At 46.5% G+C, this 5,437-nt stretch carries 5 protein-coding genes; 4 read left to right on the top strand and 1 reads right to left on the bottom strand.

Features of this window, described 5'->3' with window-relative positions; genetic code table 11:
• The 4 genes from pstA to ppx form a co-directional block, all read left to right on the top strand.
• Positions 1-1,344: phosphate ABC transporter permease PstA (gene pstA / locus B4K20_RS15735; RefSeq protein WP_289283641.1), on the top strand; the 1,344-nt coding region annotated here is incomplete at its 5' end.
• Between the two features lie 3 nt (positions 1,345-1,347).
• On the top strand, positions 1,348-2,190 hold the full coding sequence (gene pstB, locus B4K20_RS15730) for a phosphate ABC transporter ATP-binding protein PstB (RefSeq protein ID WP_289283640.1): 843 nt from the start codon (positions 1,348-1,350) through the stop codon (positions 2,188-2,190).
• A 21-nt stretch (positions 2,191-2,211) separates the two neighbouring features.
• Positions 2,212-2,934 carry a phosphate signaling complex protein PhoU gene (gene phoU / locus B4K20_RS15725; protein ID WP_286303474.1) on the top strand — a complete coding sequence of 241 codons (723 nt, stop codon included), beginning with the start codon at positions 2,212-2,214 and terminating at the stop codon, positions 2,932-2,934.
• A gap of 103 nt (positions 2,935-3,037) precedes the next feature.
• The gene (gene ppx / locus B4K20_RS15720) at positions 3,038-4,576 is read left to right on the top strand and encodes an exopolyphosphatase (protein ID WP_286303475.1); all 1,539 of its coding nucleotides are present in this window, start codon (positions 3,038-3,040) and stop codon (positions 4,574-4,576) included.
• Positions 4,577-4,635: 59 nt separating this feature from the next.
• On the opposite strand, the gene B4K20_RS15715 is transcribed toward ppx, so the two are convergent.
• A partial coding sequence (locus B4K20_RS15715) for a TonB-dependent receptor domain-containing protein (RefSeq protein ID WP_289283639.1) occupies positions 4,636-5,437 on the bottom strand: 802 nt, incomplete at its 5' end.

Here is a 5,437-nt window from a genome sequence, read left to right as displayed (position 1 = left end):
CTCGACTTTCGCTGGATTAACGATCCCTGGATAGCTGATACACAAAAACCTGCGGGACTGATGTCGATAGAACGCCGCGAGTGGGGTAATTTCTATGGCTACCTCGTGAATGTGAAGCAGCAAGGTGAAGTGGTCGCGGAGGGGGAACAAGCGTGGGATGAGTTTCAGACCCGACTGGCACGCAGCAATGCTTTATTTAGCAAGATAAAAGAGATTGAAAAATCGGAGATTGGCAAAATCAATCATGGTCTTGAAGAGCTACGGATTGATGAACGACGTCTGGAACTGAATGAGGTTGAAAAAGGTAGCGCGCCTTATTTAGAGATAGAAGAAGAGCGCCAACAGCTCAATGCACGCTATGCAAAAATCCGTGTGGAGCTGGATGAACTCTATTCAGGACTGAACCGGGATCAGATTACTGTCAGGATTGCTGATGGTCGTGAAGCGGACATTCCCATGGCAAAAATTGTTCAGGCCTATAAACCCAACGCCATGACAACACTACAAAAATTGGGACAATATTTCCACAATGCTTGGGAGTTTGTGTCTGGTGAACCTCGTGAGGCCAATACAGAAGGCGGTATTTTTCCGGCTATTTTTGGCACCGTCATGATGGTGATGATTATGTCGGTATTAGTCACACCGTTTGGCGTCGTTGCCGCTGTTTATCTGAAGGAATATGCCAGACAGGGCGCAGTGGTTCGACTCATTCGTATTGCTGTGAATAATCTCGCCGGCGTGCCGTCCATTGTTTACGGTGTATTCGGTTTAGGCTTTTTTGTCTATTTTATCGGTGGCAGCGTGGATGAGCTTTTCTTCCAGGCAAAACTGCCTTCACCCACATTTGGCTCGCCTGGCTTATTATGGGCGTCGCTGACTTTAGCCATCTTGACTGTACCGGTGGTGATTGTGGCGACAGAAGAAGGTTTGTCCCGTATTCCAAGAGCGATTCGTGAGGGCAGTCTGGCACTCGGTGCGACCAAAGCTGAGACCTTATGGCGAACGGTATTACCTATGGCTGCACCAGCCATGATGACCGGATTGATTTTAGCCGTAGCGCGAGCAGCAGGTGAAGTGGCACCATTAATGATGGTGGGCGTAGTCAAACTGGCGCCGTCATTAGCGATTGATAATATTGCGCCCTACCTGCATTTAGATCGTCAGTTCATGCATTTGGGGTTCCATATTTACGATGTGGGTTTCCAAAGCCCTAACGTTGAGGCCGCCAGACCGTTGGTGTATGCCACAGCCTTTTTATTGGTACTGATAATTGTTGTGCTGAACCTGGCAGCGATTGGCATTCGCAATCGTCTGCGAGAAACTTATAAAGCAAGTGAGAGTTAAACGATGGAAGCAGTGAAAGAGCAGAAAAACGTATCACGAGGTATTGATATTGAATCGATGCAACGCGGTCCTCGTGTGACCTTGGACAATGAAACACTGTGCCTGGAAGTGAAAGATTTCAATCTGTTTTATGGTGATAAGCAGGCATTGCATAACATCAATATGCAGATTCCAAAGAACCGTGTCACCGCGTTTATCGGACCAAGTGGTTGTGGTAAGTCTACCTTGTTACGCTGTTTTAACCGTATGAATGACTTGATTGAATCTGTACGGATGGAGGGGCAGTTATTACTGGATAATATGGAAATTAATTCACCCTCAGTGAATGTGGCAGATTTGCGCCGTCAGGTCGGTATGGTGTTTCAAAAACCCAATCCATTTCCTAAATCGATTTATGAAAATGTGGCGTATGGCCTCAGACTGCAAGGCGTAAATGATCGTTCTACCCTGGATAAGGTGGTCGAAAAATCATTAAAAGGGGCGGCGCTTTGGGACGAAGTCAAAGATCGTCTGCATGAGTCAGCAATGGGCATGTCTGGTGGTCAGCAACAACGTCTGGTTATAGCCCGCGCGATTGCCATTGAGCCCGAGGTTTTATTATTGGACGAACCTGCGTCGGCACTGGATCCTCTCTCCACCTTGAAGATCGAAGAATTAATATACGAGCTCAAGGAGAAGTATACGATTGTGATCGTGACCCATAATATGCAACAGGCAGCACGTGTTTCAGATTACACCGCATTTATGTATATGGGCGAATTAATTGAGTTTGGTGCCACGGATGAGCTCTTTACCAACCCAAGTAAAAAACAAACAGAAGATTATATTACCGGCCGTTATGGTTAATCGGCGCTGAGGAGAGAAGACATGGTTACAACTACTTCCCAACATATTTCGCAACAGTTCGAGAATGAGTTACAGGATATCCGTTCTCGCGTGTTAGCGATGGGCGGTCTAGTCGAGCAGCAAGTTCATAGTGCAATGGAAGCATTAATTAAAGGTGATGCCGATATCGCTCGTGAAGTGATTGCCAATGACGAAGACGTCAATTTAATGGAAGTGAGCATTGATGAAGAGTGCATTCAGATTATTGCACTTCGTCAGCCAACGGCAGGGGATTTACGCCTGGTATCAGGCATATTGAAAACTATTACCGATTTAGAACGTATTGGGGATGAGTCTGTACGTATTGCCAAAATGGCACTGAATCTGTCTGAAAAGGATCGCCCGAAGCATAACTACCGCGAACTGCAAGCGATGGGTAACCATGTGCGTGGCATGCTGCGTGATGCATTAGATGCCTTTGCGCGATTTGATGTCGATATGGCGCTTCGTGTAGCCAAAGAAGACCGTGAAGTCGATGCAGAATATGAAGCCATTCTTCGTCAGCTCATGACCTATATGATGGAAGATAATCGTGCCGTGACGCGGGTCATTGATATGATGTGGTCTGCGCGCTCGTTGGAACGCATTGGCGATCACGCGAATAACATCTGTGAACACATCATTTATTTGGTAGAAGGTAAGGATGTGCGTCACTTAAGTATTGAAAAAGCCGAACAAGTGATTAAAGGCCAAGTTATTGAATAAAAATCGATGGTTCTTATCGCTTTTTCAAAAGGCCCGGCTGCATTTGAGACCGGGCTTTTTTTATGAAAAAAACGATTTAACATTGTCCACCAGCAATCAGCTAGTGCAGAATAAACCTAAAAATGAACTGACAGGTGCTATGCAAGAAACAAATCAAGATGTGCTGGCGGCCGTTGATCTGGGCTCCAACAGCTTTCATATGATCATTGCCCGAATGCGTGATGGTCACTTTCAGGTGGTGGATAGATTGCGGGAGATGGTTCAGCTTCGTGCTGGACTGGATAAACATCATTACCTTTCGCTCGAGGCACAGGAACGTGCCATCGCTTGTTTAGAACGCTTTGGTGAACGCATTAGAGACCTGCCCTATGGCAGTGTCAGGGTCGTGGGTACCAATACGCTTCGTATTGCTCACAATTCACGCCGCTTTTTACGTCAGGCACGTCTCGCATTAGGTCATCCTATTGAAATTATCACCGGTGAAGAAGAAGCGCGTCTGATTTATCTTGGCGTGGCTCATTCGCTGGCTTTTGATGATAGTCGCCGCTTAGTGATGGATATTGGTGGAGGAAGCACAGAGTTTATTATCGGTGATGGGTTTAAAGGCCTGATGCGAGAAAGTCTGGAAATGGGCTGTGTCAGCTTTTCACAAAAGTTTTTTGCTGATGGCAAAACCACAGCAACGCAAATGCAGCATGCCATGCTCGCGGCAGCGAGACGCATTCGCTACATTCAGCGCCCTTATCGTCAAGCAGGTTGGCAAGAAGCGATTGGTGCATCCGGTACGATTCGCACAGTCGCTAATATTTGTAAGGAACAAGGCTGGGCGGACGATGGCATCATTACATCCAAGGCTTTGGAAAAGATGGTGAATCATCTTATCGAAGCTGGCAGTGTTGAAGAGGCGAAATTACAAGGATTATCAGAAGAACGAAATAATGTGATTGCCGGCGGCTTATGTGTGTTGGCTGCAGCTTTTGAGCGGCTTGGTATTGAAAAAATGATCGTATCGGATGGCGCTCTCAGAGAAGGGCTATTATATGACTTGCTCGGTCGTATTCAGCATGATGATGAGCGTGACCGCACGGTGTTGGCATTGATGCGACGTTATCATGTCGATGAAGCCCATGCAGAACGCGTTGCGGTCATGGCAACACAGCTTTATGAACAAGTCGCCCATGACTGGGAACTGGATCATGATGAGTTATTGCACCGCCTACAATGGGCCTGCAAATTACATGAAGTCGGCTTAGCCATCTCTCACAATCAGTTTCATAAGCATTCGGCCTACCTGGTTGAACATTCTGATTTACCCGGCTTCTCTCGTGAAGAGCAACATGCTTTATCCGTGATGGTAAGAGGACAGCGCCGCTCGTTCCCGAAGAAACATATCAATAAATTACCGGATGAAATGCAACTGACTACGCAACGTTTAACGGTGTTGTTGCGTTTGGCGATGGTGTTTAATCGTGGTCGATCCGAGCGAGCTGATACTTATATTAAATTAAAGCTGGATGGTAAAAAAATGGAGCTGGTCTTGCCTGATGGCTGGTTGAAAGAGCATCCACTCACAGAAGCGGATTTAGAGCATGAAGTGGAACAGCTTAGAAAGGTTGATCTGAAATTAAGTGTGATAGCTTGATTTGAGTAAAAAGGCGTCTCTGCTTAATGAGTTCAGAGACGCCTTATATAGCCTAGCTATTAAAAAGAGTAACTAAGTGCTGTATAGAACGAGCGGCCCATACCTGGAACAGTCACGCCCCAAGGTACCCCCGAACCTGACATCGTCATACCTTGGCCAGTATAAGCACCTGATAAAGGTTCGCTGTAGCCCTTATCCAGAACATTATCGATACCAAAATCAACACGAGCTTGCTTCCATTGGTAGCTGGTGTGCAGATTTAATAAGCCATAACCAGATGTTTCTTGCTCATTACGTTCATCATTCACACGATCCTTAGCGGCAACCACTTGCCATTCAGCCGTGTTATGCCAAGCGCCTTTTGCATGCTGCAGTATGAATGTCGCATTGAGAGGCATGATGTTATAGAGGTTATCACCGGTATCCCGGTTTTTACCCCTGACATAACTGAACACCGCTTGCCCGCTGATATGGCCAACCTTATCATCGTGATAAAGATGTTTAGCTAGAGATAAATCAGCGCCATATAACTTCGCCGAGACGTTGTCATACTGCAGGTAAACGAAGTCATCGCTAGTGCTCAGATTAGATGCTGTACATACAGCCATCATCCCTGTTTGACCGCTACAGCGTCTAGCATCGATAAAATCGTCCACATAGCTAATGTAGGGCGTGAAAGTGATATTCCAGTCTTGCTTCTCAGCATCATGCCAGTCCGCTGTGAAACTAATGGTATGTGCGACTTCGGGATCCAGGTCTACATTACCGACATAACCATTGCCATCACCGGCTAAATTCACCATACGCATTGCCATACCGTTGGTTGACCAGGCGTAACGCTCGTAAAGATTCGGAGAACGT

Origin of the sequence: Methylophaga sp. UBA5088, assembly GCF_002414625.1 — a bacterium.
GTDB classification, from domain to species: domain Bacteria; phylum Pseudomonadota; class Gammaproteobacteria; order Nitrosococcales; family Methylophagaceae; genus Methylophaga; species Methylophaga marina.
The sequence above is the reverse complement of the archived record's forward strand: the minus strand, read 5'-3'. Positions and strand labels throughout refer to the sequence as shown.